Origin of the sequence: uncultured Coprobacter sp. (genome assembly GCF_947855755.1) — a bacterium.
Classification (GTDB): Bacteria; Bacteroidota; Bacteroidia; order Bacteroidales; family Coprobacteraceae; genus Coprobacter.
Map to the genome: position 1 here is coordinate 42,861 of NZ_CANUAR010000018.1, position 23,465 is coordinate 66,325.

Annotated in this window: 19 protein-coding genes and 1 tRNA gene; 10 read left to right on the top strand and 10 right to left on the bottom strand. The window is 37.1% G+C overall.

From position 1 onward, the window contains the following. Window positions 1-28 precede the first annotated feature (28 nt). Window positions 29-2,101 carry a polyphosphate kinase 1 gene (gene ppk1, locus Q0093_RS10215; protein ID WP_297930102.1) on the top strand — a complete coding sequence of 691 codons (2,073 nt, stop codon included), beginning with the start codon at window positions 29-31 and terminating at the stop codon, window positions 2,099-2,101. Here ppk1 and Q0093_RS10220 read toward each other — a convergent pair. Beyond that, on the bottom strand, window positions 2,088-2,558 hold the full coding sequence (locus tag Q0093_RS10220; protein WP_297930103.1) for a hypothetical protein: 471 nt from the start codon (window positions 2,556-2,558) through the stop codon (window positions 2,088-2,090). The two genes, ppk1 and Q0093_RS10220, sit on opposite strands and share 14 nt — an antisense overlap. Window positions 2,559-2,690: 132 nt before the next feature. Between Q0093_RS10220 and Q0093_RS10225 the strand changes: the two genes are divergently transcribed. Then, window positions 2,691-3,875, top strand: coding sequence for a hypothetical protein (locus Q0093_RS10225; RefSeq protein ID WP_297930104.1), 1,185 nt, complete (start codon window positions 2,691-2,693; stop codon window positions 3,873-3,875). 345 nt (window positions 3,876-4,220) lie between these two features. Here Q0093_RS10225 and Q0093_RS10230 read toward each other — a convergent pair. The 5 genes from Q0093_RS10230 to Q0093_RS10250 form a co-directional block, all read right to left on the bottom strand. Continuing rightward, a tRNA-Cys gene (locus tag Q0093_RS10230) sits at window positions 4,221-4,291 on the bottom strand. Between the two features lie 75 nt (window positions 4,292-4,366). Further along, a complete protein-coding gene (locus Q0093_RS10235) occupies window positions 4,367-4,543 on the bottom strand; it encodes a FeoB-associated Cys-rich membrane protein (RefSeq protein ID WP_297930105.1) in 177 nt (58 codons plus the stop codon). 14 nt (window positions 4,544-4,557) lie between these two features. Further along, window positions 4,558-6,945 (bottom strand): ferrous iron transport protein B, encoded by a 2,388-nt coding sequence (gene feoB / locus Q0093_RS10240; protein ID WP_297930106.1) that lies wholly within the window; start codon window positions 6,943-6,945, stop codon window positions 4,558-4,560. A gap of 671 nt (window positions 6,946-7,616) precedes the next feature. Beyond that, the gene (locus Q0093_RS10245) at window positions 7,617-8,636 is read right to left on the bottom strand and encodes an SPOR domain-containing protein (protein ID WP_297930107.1); all 1,020 of its coding nucleotides are present in this window, start codon (window positions 8,634-8,636) and stop codon (window positions 7,617-7,619) included. A gap of 70 nt (window positions 8,637-8,706) precedes the next feature. Beyond that, window positions 8,707-9,537 (bottom strand): tetratricopeptide repeat protein, encoded by an 831-nt coding sequence (locus Q0093_RS10250; protein WP_297930108.1) that lies wholly within the window; start codon window positions 9,535-9,537, stop codon window positions 8,707-8,709. A gap of 219 nt (window positions 9,538-9,756) precedes the next feature. Here Q0093_RS10250 and Q0093_RS10255 point away from each other — a divergent pair, with 219 nt between their 5' ends. From Q0093_RS10255 to Q0093_RS10275, 5 genes are all read left to right on the top strand, one after another. Then, window positions 9,757-10,668, top strand: coding sequence for a mechanosensitive ion channel domain-containing protein (locus tag Q0093_RS10255; RefSeq protein ID WP_297930109.1), 912 nt, complete (start codon window positions 9,757-9,759; stop codon window positions 10,666-10,668). A 295-nt stretch (window positions 10,669-10,963) separates the two neighbouring features. Continuing rightward, on the top strand, window positions 10,964-12,682 hold the full coding sequence (gene recJ / locus Q0093_RS10260) for a single-stranded-DNA-specific exonuclease RecJ (protein WP_294175869.1): 1,719 nt from the start codon (window positions 10,964-10,966) through the stop codon (window positions 12,680-12,682). 262 nt (window positions 12,683-12,944) lie between these two features. Next, window positions 12,945-15,209: an aconitate hydratase gene (locus Q0093_RS10265; RefSeq protein WP_297930110.1), complete on the top strand. Its 2,265-nt coding sequence runs from the start codon at window positions 12,945-12,947 to the stop codon at window positions 15,207-15,209. 5 nt (window positions 15,210-15,214) lie between these two features. Beyond that, window positions 15,215-16,474, top strand: a complete 1,260-nt coding sequence (icd, locus tag Q0093_RS10270; RefSeq protein ID WP_297930111.1) for an NADP-dependent isocitrate dehydrogenase — start codon at window positions 15,215-15,217, stop codon at window positions 16,472-16,474. Between the two features lie 27 nt (window positions 16,475-16,501). Beyond that, window positions 16,502-17,854, top strand: coding sequence for a citrate/2-methylcitrate synthase (locus tag Q0093_RS10275; RefSeq protein WP_297930112.1), 1,353 nt, complete (start codon window positions 16,502-16,504; stop codon window positions 17,852-17,854). 281 nt (window positions 17,855-18,135) lie between these two features. Here the strand turns inward: Q0093_RS10275 and rimM are convergent, their stop codons facing one another. From rimM to tsaB, 4 genes are read right to left on the bottom strand one after another with little or no spacing between them, the layout of a single operon-like run. Next, window positions 18,136-18,657 carry a ribosome maturation factor RimM gene (gene rimM / locus Q0093_RS10280; protein WP_294175863.1) on the bottom strand — a complete coding sequence of 174 codons (522 nt, stop codon included), beginning with the start codon at window positions 18,655-18,657 and terminating at the stop codon, window positions 18,136-18,138. 2 nt (window positions 18,658-18,659) lie between these two features. After that, the gene (gene murA, locus Q0093_RS10285) at window positions 18,660-19,964 is read right to left on the bottom strand and encodes a UDP-N-acetylglucosamine 1-carboxyvinyltransferase (protein ID WP_294175862.1); all 1,305 of its coding nucleotides are present in this window, start codon (window positions 19,962-19,964) and stop codon (window positions 18,660-18,662) included. A gap of 47 nt (window positions 19,965-20,011) precedes the next feature. After that, window positions 20,012-20,608 (bottom strand): DUF4290 domain-containing protein, encoded by a 597-nt coding sequence (locus tag Q0093_RS10290; RefSeq protein WP_294175861.1) that lies wholly within the window; start codon window positions 20,606-20,608, stop codon window positions 20,012-20,014. 16 nt (window positions 20,609-20,624) lie between these two features. Continuing rightward, on the bottom strand, window positions 20,625-21,320 hold the full coding sequence (tsaB, locus tag Q0093_RS10295) for a tRNA (adenosine(37)-N6)-threonylcarbamoyltransferase complex dimerization subunit type 1 TsaB (protein ID WP_297930113.1): 696 nt from the start codon (window positions 21,318-21,320) through the stop codon (window positions 20,625-20,627). A gap of 107 nt (window positions 21,321-21,427) precedes the next feature. On the opposite strand from tsaB, the gene Q0093_RS10300 reads away from it, so the two are divergent. The 3 genes from Q0093_RS10300 to nadD are packed head-to-tail and all read left to right on the top strand — an operon-like array spanning window position 21,428 to window position 23,463. After that, the gene (locus Q0093_RS10300; RefSeq protein WP_294175859.1) at window positions 21,428-22,300 is read left to right on the top strand and encodes a YicC/YloC family endoribonuclease; all 873 of its coding nucleotides are present in this window, start codon (window positions 21,428-21,430) and stop codon (window positions 22,298-22,300) included. 5 nt (window positions 22,301-22,305) lie between these two features. Next, on the top strand, window positions 22,306-22,872 hold the full coding sequence (gene gmk, locus Q0093_RS10305) for a guanylate kinase (RefSeq protein ID WP_297930115.1): 567 nt from the start codon (window positions 22,306-22,308) through the stop codon (window positions 22,870-22,872). A 3-nt stretch (window positions 22,873-22,875) separates the two neighbouring features. After that, on the top strand, window positions 22,876-23,463 hold the full coding sequence (gene nadD, locus Q0093_RS10310; RefSeq protein WP_297930118.1) for a nicotinate (nicotinamide) nucleotide adenylyltransferase: 588 nt from the start codon (window positions 22,876-22,878) through the stop codon (window positions 23,461-23,463). Window positions 23,464-23,465 lie beyond the last annotated feature (2 nt).

Sequence of the window (23,465 nt, forward strand, 5' to 3'; positions counted from 1 at the left end):
TACCTATCTAGCATAAAAGTTTACGCAGATGAATGAAAATCGAATCTTTTTTAAAAGAGATATCAGCTGGTTATCTTTTAATTATCGAGTTTTATCAGAATCTCGAAATAAAAATCTACCGATATTCGAAAGAATTAAGTTTTTATCTATATTTTCTTCGAATTTAGAGGAATTTTACAAAATACGCATATCGGAATATCGCCAAACCATTGCTCAGGAAAACAACGAACCCGAGCTAAAATCACGTGCAAAAGAAACTTTATGCGAAATCAACAAAGAGGTAAGCCGACAAATGCAAGATTTCTTTTTTATATTTCGAGATGAAATATTACCGGAGCTTGCCAGAAATAACATCATTTTATATCAGGGAGAACAACCTATAATAGAAATACACCGTGCCTTTATTCGAAATTATTTTTATGACGAAATATTTCCTTTTCTACAACCTGTTCTAATTTTAAAAGACGATATTTCGTCTTTCTTACGAGATAACAGACTCTATTTGGTCATAAAACTTTACAAAAAAAGCAATGCAGAACATTGTTATGCTTTAATAAAAATACCTTTTTCTAAAGTTCCCAGATTCATCTCTCTTCCGTCTATCGGAGAAACCCACTACCTGATGTTCGTCGATGATGCAATCGGATATAATTTGGACATTGTATTTCCGGGATTTATCGTAGATTCTTATTATAGTATCCGAATATCCCGAGACGCAGACTTTTCAATCGATCCGCATCGGAATTATGATCTGGTGAAAGAGATCCAAAAAAGCGTAAAGAAGAGAAAAACGGGAAGAGCAAACCGCATGGTTTATAATCATAGAATGCCGTCAGATATGCTTCGATATCTATGTGAAACATATCATATCCCGGAATCCCAATGTATTCCGGCCGGACGTTATTTGACGTTGGAAGACCTTATCAAACTTCCTAATCCGGGTTCTCCAAGTCTCTCATCCCGAACATTCTCCCCCATGCGGGTTTCTCTATTCGACCAATCTGGTTCAATGTTTAAAATCATAAAAAAACAAGATGTATTATTGCATTACCCTTATCAATCGTTCGACTATTTAATCCGTTTCCTTACCGAAGCCGCCTATGATCCTAAAGTCGATGAGATAAAAATCACTCAATACAGAGTCGCAGAAGAATCGGCAGTAGTAAATGCTCTCATCACCGCCGCAAAAAACGGGAAAAGAGTCACGGTTTTTGTAGAATTGAAAGCCAGATTTGATGAAGAGAACAATATTGCAACTTCTGAACGGATGAAAAAACATGGAATAAAGATAATATACAGCACTCCCGGACTAAAAGTTCATGCAAAAGTGGCTTTGATATTACGTCATTCGGAAAAAGGAGAAAATATCGAAAAAAGTTTCGCTTATTTGAGTACCGGAAATTTTAATGAAAAAACGGCAAAAATATACTCCGATATGGGACTGTTTACCTATAATACGATATTAATACAAGACTTAAATTTATTGTTCAACATGCTTGAAGGTAGAGTTGCATGTCCTCATTTCGGACAATTAATCGTATCTCCCTTCAATATGCTTTCTTCATTAAAAGAAAAAATCGCTCGTGAAATAGAGCTTGCAAGACAAGGGAAAAAATCGTATGTCATTTTCAAAATGAATGGATTGCAAGATGAAGAAATGATCAGATTACTATATGACGCCAGTGAAGCGGGAGTAAAAATAGATTTAATCATTCGAGGTATTTGTTGCCTTGTTCCCAACCAGCCATATAGCCGAAACATAAAGATTATCCGTATTATCGATGAGTTTTTGGAACATGCCCGCATTTGGTACTTTAACGCCGAAGGTAAAAAGGAGGTCTTCCTGAGTTCTGCCGACTGGATGAAAAGGAATCTGAGTCGCCGAATAGAAACAGCATTTCCCGTCACGGATGAACAGATAAAACAAAAAATTATAAAGATATTACAACTTCAATTGCAAGACAATACTCAGGCCTGCATTATCAATGAACACCTGCAAAATATACCTGTAACCGAGAATCCTGAGAACCCGGTAAGAGCTCAACAAGAAATATATGAACTTTTAAAAAACGAAGCAGAACCGACTACTATTCATATCTGAATCTAAAAAACGGGAAATAAGAGGATTGCTTTACCGTTTCGGTTTGTAAGGAAGCGATAAGTTCTGTAATATTAATTATCGGTAGCGGGTAGTTGCAAAAAAATGAATCTGTACTTTTCAAAACCAACATTCCCCTCAAAGTGCCGATCGAAACTCCGACCAATATACTCAACAGTTCGGGAGCTACAGAAACACTATAATCCCGGATACATACTACCGTTTCCATTTCTCTTATCTCGAAAGTTGATTTGATTTCATAAGTCAGCAAATCTTCAGAATTCGTATGATACACTACACCGACAATCAGTTCTATGATACTTCGACTAATATCAGGCAATATATTCAATAACAACTTTACAAAAACAGGCTCTTGCAAATCCTCTCCCAGCTTTGTTTTATCTCTATAAGACAATTCCTCTATTTTTAGCAATCGTATCTGCATTGCGATTTTATCCATAATTTCATTATTTTGGAAGTTAGAACAGATAAAAAATCGATAATGTTTATCTCGCCTCATTTAAAAGAAAATCTACAAGAGTTTCTTGATCCAGAATTTGTTATCTTTGTTCCCTGATTAAAATAGACTAAAATGAGCAAAGAGAAGAATCCATGGATAATATCTACAATCATACTTTCTGTCCTTCTTTTGATGATTGCCGGACTATTCTGGTATCGTTATAACAATGAACATACAACATTCGAGATTGTTGATGATTTGGGAGGAAACATATTTCCTTCAGCTATCCTTTCCGTTGCAGTTTCCGATACACAAATTGTCGTTCCGGCAGACACCGCATATTTGGGAAATCCGAAATCCGGTATTGCGGTCTGTATCAAATCGGGAAAACCTCACAGTAAAGTCAGAATTACAGTAGGAGCAACACCTTTTTTCGAAGAATCGGTTTCTGAATTTATTCTGGAAAAACCCAAAACCGAATATAGGATATACCCGGATATTATCTGGAAATACGATGCTTTAAAACAAACCATACAACCTTCTCCCGTCAGCGTAGCAATACAGGTAGAACTAAACCGCAAGAAAATGGGAAGACACGTTAAAACCATGTCCGTAAGGAGTATAAACGAGTGTTTATTGGGATATATCGATGAAAAACAAAAATTCCATGATACCGGGATATTTTTTGCAGCTTATGTAAATGAAGACCATCCGATGATCGATATTATTTTGAGAGAGGCTTTAAATACACGCATAGTAAATCGATTCCTCGGTTATCAATATCAAGGGAAATATGTAGAAAAACAAATATATGCAATTTGGAATGCTTTGCAAAAACGAAACTTGAAATATAGCTCTATATCTTCTTCGAGTTTGTCTTCAAATGTGGTTTTTTCTCAACGGGTACGCCTATTCGAGGATGTACTGGAATCTGCACAAATAAATTGTGTGGACGGAAGTGTTTTATTTGCTTCATTACTGAAAGCGATCAATATAGATCCGATATTGGTAAGAATGCCCGGTCACATGTTTGTGGGATATTATCTGGATAAAAGCCACACGAAAAAAAACTTTTTAGAAACTACGATGATAGGAGACGTCAATTTAGATGACTTTTTCCCCGAAGAACAACTGGACTCGACTATGGTGGGTAAAAGCCAAAACGAAATCTCATATACGATATTCAATAAGTCAAAAGAATATGCCAATAAACGGTACGAAGACAATAAATCTTCAATAGAAAATAAGAAGAAATTCTATACACTGCTGGAAATATCCCGGAATATACGTAAAGACATACAACCTATAGGGAAATAATATATAGATACCATATTACTACCAATAGTCAATACGTTGTATTTCTTCAGCCAAACGAAAAGCCTTTTCCATATCACATATTCCATATCCGCAAAGTAATACAGGATTAGTATATCTATCGGAAGTTCATTTTAGAACCTCTTCAAAAGAAATTTTCAACTCTGACCCGAGTAAAATTTAGACAGGCTCTTAGAGAAAGGAATAGAAGAAATAACCGTTGTGATGTTTTCAACTTTTTGATTGTCAGACTTTTGTATTTTACTAATTTGTCGCCCTATTCCCGTTCCTTAAAAAATTAAAAAGCTCCGAAAGTATTGATTGTCAATAGCTTTGGAGCTTTTATTGAGGTTCCTGGCGGATTCGAACCGCCGTAAACGGTTTTGCAGACCGGTGCCTAGCCACTCGGCCAAGGAACCATGTTTTTCTCATTTGCGATTGCAAAGGTAGTGTATTTTTTTTAATCTGCAAGACAAATGAGAATTTTTATTTCATTATTTAGAACCTTTTTCTCCAAATGTATCTTTGCAACAATCACTCTTCTTTCCACAACCTGAACAACTACAACAAGACGCAGATTTTTTATCTTTACGAACAAATCGAATAATAGCTCTCAATAAATATAAAGCTACTAATATGCCGATAATCCCGACAATTATATTCTGATTCATATATACCCTTTCTTTTATATAAACAATTTCCCGATATTATAGATCAAAAAAGAGACAATCCAAGCAACTCCGGTATTATAAATAATTGTGAATAATCCCCATTTCCAACTTCCGGCCTCATTAGCCACCGCAACAATCGTAGCGATACAAGGAATATACAACAAAACGAACGCCATAAAGCTAATTGCAATCAATGGTGTAAAGTCCGGATGTCCTGTTTGTGGGTTAGGTGCAGTAAGTTTCGCCGAAAGTGTCGCATCATCATCCGAAGCACCCTCTGAATACAAGACTCCTATAGTACTCACAACCAATTCTTTTGCTGCCGTACCGGAAATAAGAGCGATACTAACTTTCCAATTAAATCCGAGTGGTTCTAATACCGGCTCGATAAATTGTCCTATTCTCCCGATATATGAATTTTGCTGCTGAACAAAACTTTCTTCTACAGTAGTTTCAGATACAGTATCTGAAATAGAAGTTCTCGGGTAATAACTTAAAAACCAAATGATAATAGATGCAACCAGTATTAATCCTCCCATTTTCCTCAAATATTGTTCGGCTTTTCCCCACATGTGACGTAATGTGGCTTTTGCCGTAGGAATCCGATAGGGCGGCAACTCCATAACAAAAGGCGTTTCATCCTTTTTAAACAAGAATTTCCGCAATAAACGTGCTGTAATGATAGCAACAATGATACCTAACAAATAGAGCCCTATGAAAACCAAACTTGCATGATCAGGGAAAAATGTTCCGATTAACAAAACATATATAGGTAAACGAGCACTACAAGACATAAAAGGATTTATCAGAATCGTAATAAGCCGACTACTGCGACTCTCAATCGTACGAGATGCCATAATTGCGGGAACATTGCATCCGAAACCCATAACTAACGGAATAAAAGATTTACCGTGCAACCCGATTCTATGCATAATCTTATCCATGATAAAAGCTGCCCGAGCCATATATCCAGAATCTTCCATAAAAGAAATAAAAAGATATAATATCAGTATATTCGGAAGAAAAACGATAACGCCTCCTACTCCGCCAATAACACCGTCCACAATCAGGTCTTTCAAAGGACCGTCATTCATATATCTTTCTACCAAAGATCCGATCCATGCAACTCCGGATTCGATCCATTCCATCGGATACGCCCCTAATTTGAAAGTCGCTTCAAACATAACCCACATCAATAGAATAAAAATCGGAAAACCGAAAAGCTTATTCGTTACTAAAGAATCTATTATATGAGTAGTACGAGCTTTTTCCCTATCTCCGGGTACTAAAGTTTCTTTCAAAGCACCCGAAATGAATCCGTATTTCTCATTAGAAACAGCAGTTTCCACATCTTCTCCCAAAGTCTTGGAAATACGCTGCACCTCTCTATTACGCAATGTAATCAAATCGTCATAATCTACCTTATCTTTTAATATAGATTCGACTTCTTTATCTCCTTCAAGAAGTTTTATCGCCAGATAACGAGGCGAGAAATGTTGTTTTATTTGAGGATCGGTTTTTAGCTTATCTTTCAATACATTAATCCCCGACTCAATTACATTCCCATGATTGATATGTATATGCCGTACGGTCGGATCTTGATTTTCATATACTCGAATAATCGTATCGAACAAATTATCAATTCCCTTACCCGAACGTGAAACTGTCGGAATAATAGGTACACCGATCATTTCTCCTAATGTCTTATAATCCAATACTGCTCCGCTCTGCTCCAGCTCATCATACATATTCAAAGCGATAACCATACTGAGATCCATATCGATAAGCTCGGTAGTAAGATATAGATTCCTCTCCAAATTAGAAGCGACGACGACATTTACGATAACATCAGGAGTCTGTTCAAATATATGGCGACGCACATATAATTCTTCAGGAGAATATGCAGACAATGAATATGTTCCCGGTAAATCATAAATATTGAAATGATACCCTTTATAATTGAAATATCCTTTTTTCGCATCGACCGTCACTCCACTATAATTTCCTACATGCTCGTGAGAACCGGATGCCACATTGAACAAAGAGGTTTTTCCACAATTAGGATTCCCTACAAGCGCTATATTAATCGTTTTTCCCGAACGAACCGCCGCATTTTCAACAACATCATCATTTTGAAGTACATTAGGATCTTCATTAGAGACCATATCTACAGCTTCACCTTCTGTAAGGACTTCTATCATAGAAGCCTCACTTCTTCTTAAAGAGACTTCATAATCTAAAATCTTATACTTAATAGGGTCTTTTAACGGAGCATTTAATAAAACAGAAACTTTTTTCCCTCTAACAAATCCCATCTCTGTAATACGTTTACGGAAAGCCCCATGTCCCAAGACTTTAACAATTACAGCTTCATCACCAGTTTGCAGATCGGATAAACGCATACTACTCTTATTCTTTTATGTTATACCTAAAAGCCCATCCAAATTCTATGAAAATACTTATTAAATATTCCTTTCCTGCTGTAACAAAACGATTTTCGAATACTACGGGTCATCAAACAATATCTCTTTCAAAAGACCTCAAATAGCAAAAACGGCATTTTACTACAACCCGAGTAAAATTCAGACAGGCTCTAATTCGCGCTGCAAAGATCATTATTTATTCTGATTCTACATAACATATCTCTTTTTTTATTTATACATAATATAAATAATAACATTTTTTATCAAACCTATATTCTTAAAATATCTAACTTTTATCTTTCTCTATCTAAGAGCCTGTCGATATTTTCCGGCAAAAAAAATATTATCAGGTCATTTCTGCGTTTTCTTCCGGTCTTTTTTCCTGTTTTCACTCGTCAGATACCCTGATATCGTCCTCGTAAAAACAGAAAAATATCCTCGTAAGAAAATCTCAAATCTGACTCGAGCAAAATATATATCCAGATTTTTTGAATCTCTTTTTTGCCCCAGTTATACATCGACAACTTGCTTTTTGTCAGAAACAATTTTTACAATTATAAATATAGATTCAGGAACAGAAACCGAAACAATAAAAAAGGGATTGTCTTTATTCCATCTGACAATCCCTTTTTTATCAATTATATATATCGTTATCTTTTTATAGACATTATCCATGCATCAGAAAATGGTGAATCTCCATTTCTCAAAGTCATCAAAAGTTTTTGAGCGTCCTCTTTCTCAAAGAAAGAATCTATATATATCCGAACCTTCTTAGAAGTTTCATATATTTTCAGATCAGCCGTTACACCTTGTTGCCTAAATTGCTCTAATTGCCGCAAAGCAGCCTGTTTTCCTGATAATGTTGCAACAACCACAATATAAGGACGCACGACATCACTTTCTGATATATTATTAACTTGAGAATTATCTTGCTCTGATTTCTGCACTGTGGAAAAATCTTTTTCGAGCGTTAAAACAGAATCATTCTCTTGTTGCAACGACACAATATCATTTATTTTACCCCTCTCATCTTTTTTATTTTCAAACAATTCAGAAGAAACAAGACTCGCATAATCCGACGTTGTGTTTATCTCAGACATAGGAGTCGAAACCATTAAAAGCAGAATGATAATAGCTGCAGCTGCTATCAATTGGCGAACAAAAGATTTATTGACAGGAATATATACGACATCATGCTTTTTATTTCCAAGATTCGGTTCTATTATACTCTTATCTTTATGCAATTGTCCTAATGGACAGATATCGACCTTTTTCAATCCAAATGCAAAAATACCGAACAAACAGGGCATCTGTGGCTCAAATACCAATGATCTTTCATCCGAAAGGACTAATGTTCCCAACTCCCCCAAGACATAAGAATCACCGGGCTTTGAAAAATTTTGTTTTATTTCATCGACCCAATGATCTATCATTGCCACCGCTTTTCCGTAATCTATATCCAAAGTTCGCATCAACGATTGAGCCAACAACCCATCGTTATACGATAAAGAAGAATTAAAAGTTATTTGTTTTCCAGGAGGTTGTATCGATTTACGATCATCACTAAAACGAGCGGGAACATATTGCAAAACAAAACCTCCCAACCCCGGAACAAGTACACAATCATGTTCCGTCAGTAAATATTCAATATGTCTTATTAATTCCAACATTAGTACAAATGTAATTATTTTTTATAGAATTATAAACATACCGTCACAAAAATTCATCCTGATTTTCAAATTATTTTCTCGTTTGTTCTTTATTTAGAAGAATATCAGCATCTTTTCGGTCAAAACCCAATGAAACAGCCCTGTCCAAATCTCGAGCGGCATCTTCTTTTTCATAACGTGCCAACTTTAATTTAGCACGTAAAACATACACTAACGGATCTTTTGAATCTAATTCTAATGCTTTAGCTACATCTTCGTCGGCCTTATTCAAACGATGATTTAATAAGTAGGCTTCTCCCCTATTCAAATATAGGGACGTTTGTTTGGGATTAACCCTTATTACTTGCGTATAAAGATCTATTGCCTCAGTATAATAGCCTCTCAACTTCATCAATGCAGCTAACCCGATACGAGCATCAGAACTTTTCGGATTAATTTTAAGAAGCTGTTCAAAATCTTTACGGCAGGCAGTCGTATCATTCTTTTCTAATCGAATCAACCCTCTCAAATAAAGAGCATCTTCTTCTTTATCATCTAACATTAACACCTGATTATAATCTTTTAAGGCATCATCGAATTTTTCCATTTCCGAAAATAACGCAGCTCTGTTCATCAACAGCGTCACCGAACGGGGCGTAATCATCAATGCGTTCGTATAAGATTTCAATGCCTCATCATTTTTACCCATTTTCCTTTGAACAGTCCCCAAATTAGACAACAGCAAGGCGTTTTGCGGATTAGCAGGTTGCACCCTCAATGCACCTATCAAAGCATTTTCTGCACCTGCCCAATCTTCCGAGTTTATACATTCAAAAGATTTATCGATCCATTCATCGTAGGTCTGAGCCGAAACAAACAAAAAATCAAACATTAAGAAAATGAAAAACATTATACGTTTCATATCCGATTGGTCTTTTTATAAACAAGAAGCAAAAGTACCTATTTTAATAAGTAACGAAATATCGAAATACCGCAAATTCATAAAAATTATATTTTTATAAGAATAGAAAAAAAATCCATATCAAACAAAAACATTCTATATCGCGTTTTCTAATACATTAGTTAGATATAAAATTATTTTATTTAATTTTGCAAAAGTCAAACTTAAAAACACTATTATATGCTTGATTTACTTATTAGCGGAGGTCTTCCGGAAACCGCACCGGCAGATACGACCAAAGTCGTTTCTTTTTTTGAAAAACTTTCCAGTGCTTCCAACATGTCTCTCCAGCAATTATTGGAGCAAATGGTCAGCGGGATAATACATATTTCTATAAAAATACTGATCGCACTGGTCATATTTTGGGTAGGGAAATGGCTGATGAAAAAAATCAGGAAATTCGTTTCCGGCATTTTAATACGAAGAAATGTAGAGCTTTCATTACGCACTTTTCTTCTAAGCCTTATCAACATATCGCTCATGTTGATATTACTCGTTATCGTCGTCGGTATTCTTGGTGTCAATACCTCATCATTTGTCGCATTATTCGCATCGGCAGGTATCGCTGTCGGTATGGCATTGAGCGGAACATTACAGAATTTTGCCGGAGGAGTCATGGTGCTCCTTTTCAAGCCTTATAAAGTAGGAGATTATATCGAAGCTCAAGGACAAAGCGGAACAGTAAAAGAGATACAGATATTCAATACGATTTTAAATACACCCGATAATAAAACGATCATTGTACCGAACGGAGGTCTGTCGACAGGTATTATCAATAATTATTCGAAAGAAGGTAAGCGCCGGGTGGATTGGACTTTCGGTATCGGATATGGCGATGATTATGATAAAGCCAAAGAAGTATTATCCCAAATGCTCGATGAAGATACACGAGTTTTTAAAGATCCGGCATATTTTATAGCTTTGCACAGTTTAGGAGACAGTTCTGTAAATATCGTCGTCAGAGCTTGGGTAGCATCTTCGGACTATTGGTCTGTATATTTTGACATGAATGAAAGAGTTTATAAAGAATTCGGGAAATACGGACTCAATATTCCATTCCCACAAATGGACGTGCATGTTATAAATGAATAAAAACAAATAACCGAAACTGTAAAAACGCGACAATAGAATTTTATTGCCGCGTTTTTTATTTTTTTGCAACAAATAGCTCCTCTTTTTAGTCCATATTTTACTATCTTTACAGCTGCCCTTTTACAAGTGACAAGAGAATAAATGCAAAAAGGGTATATCGTTATAGTACTAATATTTAATAATCAACATTTTAGTATTATAAAAGATTATCATTTTTAATGATAATACAAGTTGCATGCAATAATAAAATTACAAATCGCAACTTACCAATCTCGATAAAATAAAAAACATATAAATGATAAGTAAATGGAATTACTTACCCCTTACAGAAAAAGAACAACAAGCAAAAGAGACGTTATCCCGGACATTGGGATTAGATCCCTATATATGCGAGTTATTGGTACTGCGGGGGGTGACAAACGAAACAGATGCAAAAAAGTTTTTCCGCCCCCAATTATCCGATCTATATGATCCGTTCTTACTGAACGACATGGACAAAGCTGTAAATCGTCTGAATAAGGCGATGGGGAGCAAAGAAAAAATACTGATTTACGGAGATTATGATGTGGACGGCACTACAGCTGTCGCCTTAGTGTATAAATTTTTACAGAACTTTTATTCCAGTCTGGACTGCTATATTCCAGATCGATATGATGAAGGATACGGCATTTCGATAAAGGGTATAGATTATGCCGAAGAAAACGGCTTTTCTCTGATCATTGCTCTTGATTGCGGAATAAAAGCAATAGAAAAAGTCGAATATGCAAAAAGCAAAGGTATAGACTTCATTATCTGCGACCATCATGTTCCGGACAAAGAACTACCCGGAGCTGTTGCCGTATTAGACCCCAAAAGAGACGACTCGACCTATCCTTATCAGCATTTATCGGGGTGTGGAGTCGGATTTAAATTTATGCAAGCTTTCGCAATAAGCAACAATCTAAGTATAAAAGAATATCTTTTCCCTTTGCTCGATCTTATGGCTGTAAGCATTGCTTCGGACATTGTACCGATAACGGACGAAAACCGGATATTAGCTTTTCACGGTCTAAAACAGCTCAACTCCAATCCGAGCAACGGATTAAAAGCCATTATCGACTTATGCGGTTTGAAAAACAAAGATATTACTACCAGCGATATCGTCTTTAAAATAGGTCCTCGCATCAATGCTTCAGGTAGGGTACAATCCGGCAAAGAGGCTGTGGATCTTCTGATATCCAAAGATCCTGAAGGCGCTAAGGAAAAAGGGGAAAACATCAACCAATACAATGAAACCCGAAAAGAAATAGACAAGCAGGTCACCGGAGAAGCCAATAAAATTCTCGAAAATTTAAAAGACTTCGAATCTCATAAATCTATTGTAGTATACAATCCCGACTGGCATAAAGGCATCATCGCTATCGTAGCTTCTCGCCTTACCGAACTTTATTACCGTCCTGCAATTGTTCTGACATTTTCCAACGGATTAGTTACCGGTTCGGCACGTTCAGTACAAGGGTTCGATGTTTACAAAGCAATAGAATCGTGTCGTGACTTATTGGAAAATTTCGGTGGACACACATACGCAGCAGGACTTTCTTTAAAAGAAGAGAATATTCCGACATTTATCGAGCGTTTTGAAAATTATGTGGCAGAAAACATCCTCCCGGAACAGATGATGCCTCAAATAGATATCGATGCAACAATTGATTTCAAAGATATAACCCCCTCTTTTTTGAAAACGTTAAAACAGTTCAATCCGTTCGGACCCGGAAACACCAAACCTATTTTTTGTACCAAAAGGGTTTTGGATTACGGAACAAGCCGATTAGTCGGACGTGAATTGGAACACCTAAAATTAGAAATGGTCGATAGCCGTTCAGAAAACATAATGAACGGTATTGCTTTCGGTATGCACGAACATAATGAATATATAAAAGCCCATCACCCTTTCGATATTTGTTATACAATCGAAGAAAACACTCATAACAAAAATATTCAATTGATGATAAAAGACATTCAGCCTTCTAAATAGGAAATAGACAGTTCATTAAAAACAGGCAGTTTCAAAGATATTGAAGCTGCCTGTTTTTTTCACCAATGACTCAACAAAAAGGATATTAAAATGATTATTATATTATATCGTAGTTACCTTTATCAAAAACGCATAAATTAGACATAAATATACACATATAAATTCATTTTTATTTATACAAAGAATAAAATCAAAAATAATAATATAAAAACAGACATAGAATAAACAAAATGATATATATTTGCACAAAATATTTTTAAATATGCAGTTTGATATAGAATTAATACAGAAAGTATATGCTTCGTATGCAGAAAAGGTTGAAAAAAGCCGTCGATTATTAGGTCGTCCGATGACCCTTACAGAAAAAATCTTATATGCGCATTTGTATAATAATGAATATCCCTCTAAACCGTTTATACGAGGAATCGACTATGTCAATTTTTCTCCGGACAGAGTTGCGATGCAAGATGCTACGGCACAAATGGCTTTATTGCAATTTATGATTGCAGGGAAAGATAGAGTGGCCGTACCTTCTTCCGTACATTGCGATCATCTTATACAAGCGGATATAGATGCAAGTAACGACATAAAAAAAGCTCTTGTTACCAATCAAGAAGTATATGACTTCTTAAAAAATGTCTCAAACAAATACGGGATCGGTTTCTGGAAACCGGGAGCAGGAATCATACATCAGGTCGTTTTAGAAAATTATGCATTTCCGGGAGGTATGATGGTAGGGACAGATTCTCATACTCCCAATGCCGGAGGGTTAGGTATGATAGCAATCGGTGTAGGCGGAGCAGATGCGGTAGATGTTATGACCGGTATTCCATGGGAATTGAAAATGCCTAAGATAATAGGAGTCAAATTAACCGGTAAACTGAACGGTTGGGCTTCTCCCAAAGATGTCATTTTAAAATTAGCCGGGATACTCACTGTAAAAGGCGGGACAAATTCCATTATAGAATATTTCGGTGAAGGGGCTAAAAATCTGTCGGCAACGGGAAAAGCGACTATTTGCAACATGGGTGCTGAAGTAGGAGCGACAACGTCCCTATTTGCATACGATGAGAGTATGGTAAGGTATCTTAAAGCTACCGGACGCGAACAAATTGCCGAAATGGCAAACAAACTTTCAAATTATTTAGAAGCGGATAAAGAGGTAACCGACAATCCCGAAAAATATTATGATCGGATCATAGAAATCAATCTTTCCGAACTCGAGCCGTATATAAACGGGCCTTTCACTCCGGATGCGGCACATCCTATTTCGGCATTCGGCCGAATCGTTAAAGAAAACGGATATCCGCAAATTATGGAAGTAGGTCTGATCGGGTCTTGTACAAACTCATCATATCAAGATTTAAGCCGTGCGGCATCTGTAGCCCGACAAGCATCAAAAAAACGATTAAAAGCAAAAGCCGAATTCAGAATCAATCCCGGATCAGAACAAGTTCGTTATACAGCAGAACGAGATGGATTGATCTCCGATTTCGAATCGATCGGGGGCATCGTTATGACAAATGCTTGTGGCCCTTGCATAGGACAATGGAAACGTCATACGGATGATAATCAAAGAGCAAATTCTATTGTAACATCTTTTAATCGAAATTTCGCAAAACGTGCAGACGGTAATCCGAATACACACGCATTCGTCGCTTCTCCCGAAATCGTCACGGCATTGACAATCGCCGGGAATCTGTGCTTCAATCCCTTGACAGATACCTTAATCAATGAAAACGGGGAATCTGTAAAATTGGATATGCCAGTAGGAGAAGAACTCCCCGTTGAAGGTTTTGATGTCAAAGATCCCGGATACATAGCTCCGAACAAAGGCCTATCCTCTTCTGATATCATCATCGATCCGAATTCTAAACGATTACAAAAACTGACACCTTTCGCACCGCTTAATCTGTCGAATTTCGAAAAAATGCCTTTACTGATAAAAACAAGCGGGAAATGTACAACAGACCATATTTCAATGGCAGGACCTTGGTTACGCTTCAGAGGACATCTCGAAAACATTTCGGACAATTTATTAATGGGTGCAATAAATGCTTTTAACGGTAAAACAAACGAAGTTTTCAATCAATTGACAAATGAATACGATACCGTTTCCGGAACTGCGAAAAATTATAAAATGCACGGAATATCATCAATAGTCGTAGCTGAAGAAAATTATGGAGAAGGATCATCTCGGGAACATGCAGCCCTAGAGCCTCGTTTTCTTGGCGTAAAAGCGGTTTTATGCAAATCTTTCGCACGTATTCATGAAACCAATTTAAAAAAGCAAGGCATGCTGGCTCTGACATTCGTCAATAAAGATGACTACAATAAAATTAAGGAAAAAGATATTTTATCAGTCAAAGGGCTGGAATCTTTTGTTCCGGATAAAAATCTGACAATAGAAATTATTCATCCGGACGGAAGTCTTGAAAGTTTTGAAGCTTCTCATACTTATAATAATTTACAAATCGAATGGTTTAAAGCAGGAAGTGCATTAAACTATCTGGCAAATAAAAAATAACGATCATGGCAAAACTCAAAATAGAAAACGGGAAATTAATAGTTCCTAATAATATAACTATTCCATACATAGCCGGAGATGGTGTCGGAGCGGAAATTTCACCTGTTACACAATCGATTATCGACGCTGCCGTAAAAAAATGTTATGCAGGAGAAAGAAAAATAGAATGGCTCGAAGTTCTCGCCGGAGAAAAAGCTTTCAAACAAACAGGATCATGGCTGCCGGAAGAGACCATGAGGACATTTCGGGAATACCTGATCGGAATCAAAGGCCCTTTAACTACTCCCGTAGGCGGGGGTATTCGATCACTAAACGTCGCCTTACGACAAGAACTGGATTTATATGTGTGCCTGCGTCCGGTACGTTGGTTCAAAGGCGTTGTTTCGCCGATAAAAGAACCGCAAAAAGTCAATATGCACATCTTTCGAGAAAATACTGAGGATATATATGCCGGAATAGAATGGCAGCAAGGGAGTCCTGAAGCCGAAAAATTTCTTCATTTTCTGCAAAACGAAATGAAAGTGAGTAAAATAAGATTTCCCCAAACCTCCTCTTTCGGGGTGAAGCCTGTCTCCATTGAAGGAAGCGAACGACTGATACGGTCAGCTATCCGATATGCCATCGACCATAAGCTTCCGTCCGTTACTCTCGTGCATAAAGGCAATATCATGAAGTTCACCGAAGGCGGATTCAAACTATGGGGATATGCAATGGCCGAGAGAGAGTTCGGGAATCAAGTATTCACCATGATGCAGTATGAACAGCTAAAAAAATCAGACGGAGAACCAACAGCAGAAAATGCCCTGAAAAAAGCAATAAAAGAAGGAAAAATCATTATCAAAGACGTTATTGCGGATGCTTTTCTACAAAACACGCTCCTAATTCCGGAAGAATATTCGGTCATTGCAACTTTAAACTTAAATGGAGATTATATCTCTGATCAGTTGGCTGCCATGGTAGGAGGCATCGGAATAGCTCCGGGAGCAAACATAAATTATACTACAGGACATGCTATATTTGAAGCTACACACGGGACTGCACCCAATATCGCCGGAAAGAATAAAGTCAACCCCTCTTCCCTCCTACTGTCGGGAGTAATGATGCTTGAATATTTAGGTTGGAAAGAGGCTGCAATCAGTATCGTCGAAGCTTTGGAAAAGACATTTCAATCGCATAAAGCAACCGTAGATTTAGCCCGGTTTATGGAAAACTCAGAAACTTTGACAACAACTGAATTCGGAGATGAAATTATCCGAAATTTATAATAACAAGAGAGTAAAGGATACAAAAAAATGAAAGATGAATATATGATATACAAACTCTCTGATTCTATCAAGAGTACAAGCCATATAGATAACGAGTTGTTCGTAAAACACAATGTAAAAAGAGGTTTACGTAATGAAGATCATTCCGGTGTACTCGTAGGATTGACAAAAATCGGAGATGTCGTAGGATATGAACGTATGCCGGAAGGCGGTCTCAAAGCCATTCCGGGAAAACTCGTATATCGGGGTATCAATATCGAAGATCTGGTTAAAGGCATCGAAAAGGAAAACCGATACGGCTTTGAAGAAACGGCTTTTCTGCTTCTTGCAGGCTTTTTACCGGATAAAGACGAATTGGAAACATTTACCCGTTTGCTCAACCAATCTATGCCTTTAGAGCAAAAAACGACGATGAATATTCTGGATCTTGAGGGGCATAATATTATGAATATTCTGGCACGGAGCGTTCTCGAAATGTACACGTTCGATCCTAATCCCGACGATACGTCCAGAGATAATCTGATGCGGCAATCTATAGAATTGATAGCCAAATTTCCCACAATCATAGCATACGCCTATAACATTTTAAGGCATAGTCAACAAGGCCGATCTCTGCATATCAGACATCCGAAAGAAAATCTTTCTATTGCAGAAAATTTCCTATTTATGCTGAAAGGACCTCAATATACCCAATCGGAAGCCCGTATTCTCGATTTGGCATTAATGCTTCATGCCGATCATGGCGGAGGGAATAACTCGACATTTACCGTACGGGTTACCAGTTCATCGGGTACAGATACCTATTCTTCTATCGCGGCCGGAATCGGCTCTTTGAAAGGACCGCTACATGGAGGTGCAAATCTCAGAGTTATCGATATGTTCCATCATCTGCAAGAAGTTATCAGCGACTGGACTGATAAAGATGAAATAGATGCTTATTTAACCAAAATGCTATGTAAGGAGGGTTACAATAAAAGCGGGAAAATATATGGTATAGGCCATGCGGTATATACTATCTCCGATCCTCGTGCCTTATTGCTTAAAGAATGGGCTCGCAATCTTGCAAAAGAAAAGGGTTTGGAAAAAGAGTTATCATTTTTGGAATTGATAGAAGAGCGTGCAATAGAGACTTTCATGAAATTCAAAGGAAATCAAGTAAAAAAACGGGTCTGCGCAAATGTCGATTTTTATTCCGGATTTGTATATGAAATGATCGGTTTACCGAAAGAAGTATATACTCCTCTTTTTGCCATGTCTCGTATTACAGGGTGGACAGCACACCGAATCGAAGAACTTAACTTCGACAGCAAGCGTATTATACGCCCAGCATATAAAAACGTGTCAGAAGATGCACCCTTTATTCCTTTAGATAAACGTTAAGAGCCTGCCTAAATTTTCCAATTAGAAAATATTATCAGGTCATCTTTGCGTTTTCTTTCGGTCTTTTTTCCCGTTTTCATTTGTCAGATAGCCCGTTATCATCCTCATAAAAACAGAAAAACATTCTCGAAAGAAACTCTCAAAACTGACCCGAGCACAATTTAGGCAGGCTTTTAGAGCCTGCCTAAATATCCAATAATTTTCTCATTTTCTCAATAAAGAGCAAGGCTGGAATATTCGGCCTTGCTCTTTATTTCATTTTGGGGAGTTCTTTCAAAAACTTACAGATTCAGCAATCCATCCGGAATATTCATCTTTATAATTTTATTTTTTTCATCAACAGAAATCACAAAATCATCATTTGCCGGAATAAGTAATTCGGATGTACCTCGATCTACAATAAACAATATATTTATCGTTGAATCATCTATATGTACAATTTTACCTAAGATACCATGATGTATATCAACGACTGTGTATCCTATAAAAAAGTCTCCGGGAGCAAGATAATCTTCTTCTTCAATTTTCAGATAAGATTTCGGGAAATAAACATCCAGATTAGTAAAAGCTCTGGCATCATTGTCATTGTCAATATCTTCTAATTTAAAAAGGGCAGTCGTTTCCCCCTTAAACCGATACTCCTCTATATAAAACGGGACAAAAATACCGTCTATCTCACACACAATAAAAGGGCAATCCGTACGGTCAAACACATCATCGGTAAAAGAAAAAGATATTTCTCCATGTATGCCGTGAGGCTTATTGAACTGTCCGATTTTTATCAATTCTTCTCTCGTAATCATAATTACAAACGAGTAATTCTCGCCCCTAAATTATTCAATCTTTTATCAATATCTTGATACCCTCTATCTATCTGATCAATATTATGAATCGTACTGATACCGTCTGCCGACATTGCGGCTATCAATAAGGCAATACCCGCACGAATATCCGGAGAGACCATTGTCGCAGCACGTAATGTATGGGATTTTCCCTGTCCGATTACAGCAGCTCTATGCGGATCGCATAAAATAATCTGAGCTCCCATATCGATCAATTTATCGACAAAAAACAAACGGCTCTCGAACATTTTCTGATGAATCAACACACTTCCTTTTGCTTGTGTCGCAACGACCAAAAACACACTTAGCAAATCCGGAGTCAAACCCGGCCAAGGTGCATCGGAAAAAGTCATGATCGATCCGTCAATAAAAGTTTCTATCTCGTAATAATCATGATGCGGCACATGTATATCGTCGCCTTCTTGATTTAATGTAATCCCCAAACGGCGAAAACTATCCGGAATAATACCTAAATCGTTATAGGAAACATTTTTAATTCGGATATCAGAACCGGTCATTGCCGCCATCCCGATAAAACTTCCAACTTCTATCATGTCGGGCAATATAGTATGAGAACAACCCACCAATGACTCTACTCCTTCTACGGTCAGTAAATTCGATCCGATACCGGAAATTTTTGCCCCCATTTTATTCAACATTTTGGAGAGCTGCTGCAAATAAGGTTCACAAGCTGCATTGTATATTGTCGTCGTACCTTTCGCCAACACTGCAGCCATAAGAATATTGGCAGTACCGGTCACCGAGGCTTCATCCAATAACATATAAGCTCCTTTCAGCTCTTTCGCCGTAATCTCATACAACTGTTGTTCAGGATAATATACAAAATTCGCCCCTAATTTTTGAATACCGATAAAGTGAGTATCCAACCGTCTCCGGCCTATCTTGTCACCTCCCGGTTTGGGTATAACCGCCATTCCGAAACGTGCGACCAATGGCCCGACAATCATGACAGATCCTCGTAATGACGCACTACGCCGTAAAAAATCCTCACAGTGCAAATAATCCAAATTCACATTATCCGCTTTAAAACTGTAGGCATTAACTCCTATGTGTTGCACTGTCACTCCCATATCTCTCAATAATTGTATCAAATTATTTACATCCAAAATATCGGGAATGTTATAAATTTTAACTTCTTCGGGTGTAAGTAATGTAGCACAAATAATTTGTAAAGCCTCATTTTTAGCGCCTTGCGGAACGATATCCCCCTGCAGACGATGTCCCCCTTCTATAACAAACGATGCCATATTGTGTCGGAATTTGATTGTTTTTGTGAAAGATACAAAAAAAGCGGTTATCTACCCGCTTTTCTCATATTATTTTTATTCTTTTTCTGAAGAAATTCTTTCGACTCCTTCAGTCGGAAAGTCTCCGGACTAAGATCGATTCTCCCTCGGGAATATTCTCTAAGATCTTTGAATATCTTATCATCATCAACAACCTCCTTATTCCATGTAAGAAAAGACTTCTTCATGTGATTGGCCAATAAAGAAATCAACTGATCTCGTTCCGGACCATCCGGATAATCTTCACATTTCTTTATCATACGCTCGAGAGTCTTACCATAATGTCTATAACGAATCGGAGTCAAAGTATACGGAACTCTATCCGGCTTAGTACGAAGATTCTCTTTCCGAATAATTTCATAAGGATAATCAATGTCTAATTTAAAATCGGACATAATAGCCAAATGATCCCACAACTTATGTTTAAAATCATCGACATCTCTAAGATGGGGAAATAAGTTTCCCATGATGTTTATAATCGTATTTGCACAACGAGTACGCTCTTCACGGTCTTCTATCGATACACAATGATCTATCATTTGCTGAACATTACGTCCATATTCGGGCATGATCAACTTCTTTTGTTGTGTATTATAATCGGGCATAATTAAAAATATTTAGTTATAAAACTTTATGTTTCGGCTTAGTCGCAACAAACTCCTTTAAATAAAAAGGTTCAAAATAAGCGACATCCTTAAAATCACTTTTCCTAAAAGCTTTTTCTGCCAAAGCCAACATATCTGAAGCTAAAGGATCAATATCTTTATCCAAAAACAGAGCATTCGAATTTGTCAATACCGAACGACACTTCGCAGCTCCGTTACCAAAGAATAAAACAGGTTGCTCTCTCAAAAAGTTCTCGTATGAGTCTGCCTCGACAATATCGGCAGATACGGGCTTCACAGGATTTAGAGATAAATCATAAATAGCAGAATAAACCTCCATGCGCCGTGCATCGATCATCGGACAAAACAAAGTATTTTCAGGATATTTTTCCCTAAACATTACATGACAGGTCATTATTTCAAGAGTATTTATACCTATTAACGGTATTCCGAACCCGAAACAAAGACCTTTCGCCATAGATACTCCTATTCTGAGTCCGGTATAAGACCCCGGACCGCAACTGACAGCAACGGCATCTAACTTGAATCCGTAATGCTTCGCCATATCGACAGCTTCCTGTACATATCCGCCCAAACAGGAAGCATGCGAAGGTCCTTCATAATTTTCTCGGCGAAATATGACTTGCCCTTCATGCGTCAACGCTACTGAACAGACAGATGTAGAAGTTTCTATATTTAAAAGAGTCGCCATCTATTTTCCTAAATAATTTAAATGTATTCGGCAAAAGTAGCGGTTTTTTCCGATTTAATGATTATTGAAACAGAATTAAAATTAATTTTGCAAAAACATTAATTACAATGATACATTCAATGACCGGGTTCGGCAAAGCTATTGCCGAACTGCCCAATCGAAAAATCACAGTAGAAATAAAATCTCTAAATAGTAAACAACTCGATTTATCGACTCGTATTCCGGCTATATATCGTGAGAAAGAAATGGAAATACGATCAGAAATCGCCAAAAGATTAGAACGCGGGAAAGTCGATTTTTCTATTTTTATAGAGAATATAGGCCGGGATGCCTGTACCCAACTCAATATGCCTGTTATAGAAGGATATTACCAACAGATCAAAGAAGCTTCTGAAACATTGAAGATAGGTTTACCGACTGACTGGTTTCAGACTTTACTGCGTCTCCCCGAATCAATGAAAACCGATACAATGGAATTGGAAGACAATGAAGGGTATGTATTGATGCAGACAATAGATAAGGCAATCGGTCAATTGGAAGAATTCAGACGACAAGAAGGGGAAATGCTTCAGAAACTATTTACCCAGAAAATCGAGAATATCACATCTCTTCTTAAAGAGGTTGCCCCTTATGAGCAAGAACGTGTCGAAAAAGTTAAAGTCAGAATACATGAAGCTCTAAGTAAAATAGAAAATTTTGATTATGACAAAAACCGATTCGAACAGGAAATGATTTTCTATATCGAAAAATTGGATATTAACGAAGAGAAACATCGTCTGGACAATCATTTGAAATACTTCATAGAAACAATGGCTTCCGGTAAAGGACAGGGGAAAAAACTCGGTTTTATCAGTCAGGAAATGGGACGAGAAATCAACACATTAGGTTCTAAAGCCAACCATGCGGAACTACAAAAAATAGTCGTTCGCATGAAAGATGAGTTAGAACAGATCAAAGAACAAGTTCTTAATGTAATGTAATTGTTATGCAAGGGAAACTAATCATATTTTCAGCGCCATCAGGTTCAGGAAAATCGACGATTATAAATTACTTATTACAACAAAATCTCAACCTGGCCTTTTCTATATCCGCAACATCCCGCGCTCCGAGAGGTAACGAAAGGAACGGAGTAGAATATTATTTTATGAGTCCGGAAGAATTCAAAACAAAAATTTCCAACAACGAATTTCTCGAATATGAAGAAGTATATGCGGATAAATTTTACGGCACATTAAAATGTGAAGTGGAGAGACTTGTTGCCGAAGGAAAAAATGTTGTTTTCGATGTCGATGTTGTTGGCGGAATAAATATAAAAAAGTTCTATGGCGATCGGGCTTTATCGATATTCATCCAACCTCCAAGTGTGGAAGTCTTACGCCAAAGATTAACAGGTCGTGGAACAGATGCCCCGGATGTTATCGAATGCAGATTGAACAAAGCGGAATACGAACTTACTTTTGCTTCTCAATTCGATATTGTTATCGTCAATGATAATCTGGAAGACGCTCAAAAACAAGCGTTACAAGCTATACGGAATTTCACGGCTCATTAAATCATGAAAATAGGAATATTCTCCGGATCTTTTAATCCGATACATACAGGACATCTGATTATAGCCAACTATTTATGCGAATTTGAAGAGTTGGACGAAATATGGTTTGTCGTATCACCTCAAAATCCGCTGAAATCCAAGAGAGATTTGCTATCGGACATTCACAGAATAACGATGGTAAAAAAAGCTATCCGTGGAAATCGAAAACTCAAATATTGCGATATAGAGTTTTCTTTGCCCCTTCCTTCGTACACGATACGGACATTAAAAACACTAAAAGAGAAATATCCCGAAAATGAATTTTATTTAATCATAGGTTCGGACAACTGGCTTATTTTCGATCGATGGAAAGACTATCAGGAAATTTTAGACAATTATCCTATTTTTATATATCCCCGTCTCGGATATGAAATAACCTCCGCAAATTCCTTAAACGGCAAAAATATTCAAATAGCCAGAAGTCCGATAATCGAAATATCTTCAACTTTTATTAGAGAAGGTATTTCCAAAGGAAAAAACATGAACTATTATATGCCTTCGAATGTATATCGATATATTCTGTCAAAGGCATTATATCAACCGCAAACATAAAT